The following is a 2806-nucleotide window of genomic DNA, read 5'->3' as shown; positions in this document are numbered from 1 at the left end:
GTGTGGAGTCGTCACCGCCACCTATAAAATCTTCTATGGCGTTACAATCGGTTTTTATTTTTTGCGAACTGAGTTGCATACTTTTCTCACCGCATACATAATATTTTATCGCCATCATGATATGCCAGCGAGATTTTGAGTAGCTTCTGTCAACTCTCCCATTACTAAGCAACAGCTTTAATCTATATGATGTATAAGCAGCTGTGTAAAAGACCTCTTCGAGATAAGTTTTATTAAAGACAATGTGCCGTAAATCTCCAGTTAGCTTATTTGGATACCTACTAGCGATATCTGGCTTATCTAAAAACATTGCAGCCACACACCGAGCTATCTCCTTAATATCAAACATCCGAATAGCTTTAACATTTTCTTTGGCTAAAAACTGATTTTTCCGTCTTTCAAAATACAAACCAAGGTCATCATCTTTGCCTCTGGCCTCGAAATACCTCTCTAATGCTTTAATAGCATCTAAAGTCGCAAGAAACTGATCCTCATCAACCTTGGCTTGCCGGTTAGTTGATCTGACAATATCATCAACAACCGCAGGATCAGAAGTTTCTATAAGCTTCAGCATAATAGTTACATCGTCAGATATAATCTCTTTATTTTCAAATAAAATATTTGACGTCTGACAACCGTTTACAATCTGAAAATCTCTTAAAAATATTTCTAACGCGCCCAACCTAATATCTGGAGATATTATTGTAATGCCATTATTTAAAATTCCAAATCTCTTTTGCTTTATAGGATCCTTAATGGTATCTGTCATTTCACGGTTCACATCACCATCTAAGCCTATAAAATCTCTTACATTTTCTTCAAAAATTCGTTGCCTTAGTTTTCCATTCTTATCTGTTAAAACCTGCTGAATGAAATCTTTTGCATGCACTGTTACGACGTAGCCCTCTTCAATATCCTTTGTCCGTGGGAATGGTGCATTACCTATGACTTTTAATGTTGCTTCAACCTGTCCTTCTGCCGCCGTCCACATTTCGACAATAGAATCTCGGTTTATCAGCGTAACATCAACTTTACTAAAGTAACCTAAACCTTCAAGAGAAGCTGACAATGCATTTCTAGCAGCGAGTATCTCGCGATCCTCAGAAACTCTGGCGGTTGTAGCAAAAAAAGCTTGCACTTCGGGTTTCCCTGAATTTATTTTTCCTAAATGTTTTAAAACCTCATCAAAAACCTCTTTTGCATTATTCATATAATCGCTATGAGGGTAGGACACTGACTCTGACAAAAAATCTATAATCGCGGATTGAAATACATTTATTTCTGATTTTGCCCATTTCTCAGATGTTTTTGCTTGAGTAAAAACTAATGTTACATCTGCATCGCGACGGCGATTTCGCATTGACTCCGTTACTTCATCAACTGAAGATACATAGGAATCGTCGATAAAAATCATCACTCCGTCAACGCCAGGGTCATCGCCGTCATAAACAAGTAAGCCAGGGTCGATTATTTCAGCACAATGACTTCTAAAAACAACATAATTTAAAAATGATTCAAATTGCTTAGACTCGTCATCGCTAACTGTAAACTTTTTCTCGAAGTCACCTAGGTGACTTTTAACAACCCTATGCATGCTACAGTCCTTGTGCTTGTTAATATTTAAGTTTGCTTGTATAACTATCTATTTTGGCTGGCTTAGGATAAAAATGTAATGCCATAAAATCTAATGGATTCTGCAATAACCGCAATAACTAAGGATTTACCTATTGGTTCAAAAGTACGGTTTCTTCATGAGCCATGATTTCTGAAAATTAAGGGTCTAGTATCGCGCTAGGAGCATTCACGCGTGGATCCTTACCCGTTCGTTAATACCTGCTACCGGTAGATCTCTCGCCGGTTGCCAATCTTTACCACCAAGATGCGCAACGCGCCGTCCTCGATGCTGCTGATCAGGCGGTAATCCCCCACCCGATACTTCCAGAAATCACCCAGCCGTGAGCCTTTCAAGGCTTCGCCAATGCTGCGTGGATCGTCCAGATTCGCGACCCTCTCATGCAAAAACAGCAGGATGCGCTTGGCCACTTGGGGGTCTAGCTTGCCCAGCTCGCGCTCTGCTGCGCGGTCAAATTCAATCCGCCAAGCCATAACGCTTCATCACATCCTCAAGGGGTATTGATTCCGAGCGACCGGCGCGGTTATCAAGCAGACGCTGTTCCGCCAGGTACAGGTCTTCCAGGTCGTCCAGGTGCGCCACGATGGCTTCCCGGGCATAGAAGGTTTTAGTGCGGCCGGTGACCTTGGCTAGGTGTTCCAGGCGGGCTTCCAGGTCCAAAGGTAATCGAATGGCAAGCATGGCCAGACTCCGTAATAAAATTTGCTATACAAGTATAGCAGCCTTTTGTATAACAAACGAGGTGCGGATGCCTATCCTGCACTAGCGTTTTTCACCTTCATAAAGCCCTGTTGTATGACAATAGCCGCTCGAATACCTATCCTGCACTAGCCTCTTTCATCCCTATCAACGCCCTGACCCAACGTCGTTCTGGTGCTCGTCGGATGCTTTGGTTTTGCTACATTCTTGCTACATTCCGGGTGCCTTTTAGCCACTGGCTGCTCTGCTTTTGCTGTCTTCTTTCTGCCTTTTTGCTTTCTTATGAATACCAGGTGAGGGGAGCGCACTGCACCCTGGCAGGCAAATCAGCGGTTTGTGGCACAAACGAGGTGCGGATGCCTATCCTGCACTAGCCTCTTTTGCCCCTCAAAAAAGTCTTGATCCAAAGCTAGATTGCTACGTCCCTCCTAACGCGCTGCGCTTGTTCGATGCGGGGTAAACCAGCGGCGTACC

At 43.1% G+C, this 2806-nt stretch carries 3 protein-coding genes; all 3 read right to left on the bottom strand.

Annotated features, from left to right (window positions below):
• Nucleotides 1–1594 (bottom strand): AIPR family protein (locus QN399_RS25985; RefSeq protein ID WP_330201913.1); only part of this gene is annotated, 1594 nt, incomplete at its 3' end.
• Between the two features lie 242 nt (nt 1595–1836).
• Complete coding sequence (locus tag QN399_RS25980; protein WP_330201912.1) at nt 1837–2106, bottom strand: type II toxin-antitoxin system RelE/ParE family toxin; 270 nt, start codon at nt 2104–2106, stop codon at nt 1837–1839.
• Entirely contained in the window at nt 2090–2314 is a 225-nt protein-coding gene (locus tag QN399_RS25975; RefSeq protein ID WP_330201911.1) for a TraY domain-containing protein, read from the bottom strand. The genes QN399_RS25980 and QN399_RS25975 overlap by 17 nt, the downstream gene beginning before the upstream one ends.
• Nucleotides 2315–2806: the final 492 nt, after the last annotated feature.

Source organism: Pseudomonas sp. 10C3 (assembly GCF_036346185.1).
GTDB lineage: Bacteria > Pseudomonadota > Gammaproteobacteria > Pseudomonadales > Pseudomonadaceae > Aquipseudomonas.
This window is presented reverse-complemented; position numbering and strand designations above follow the sequence as displayed.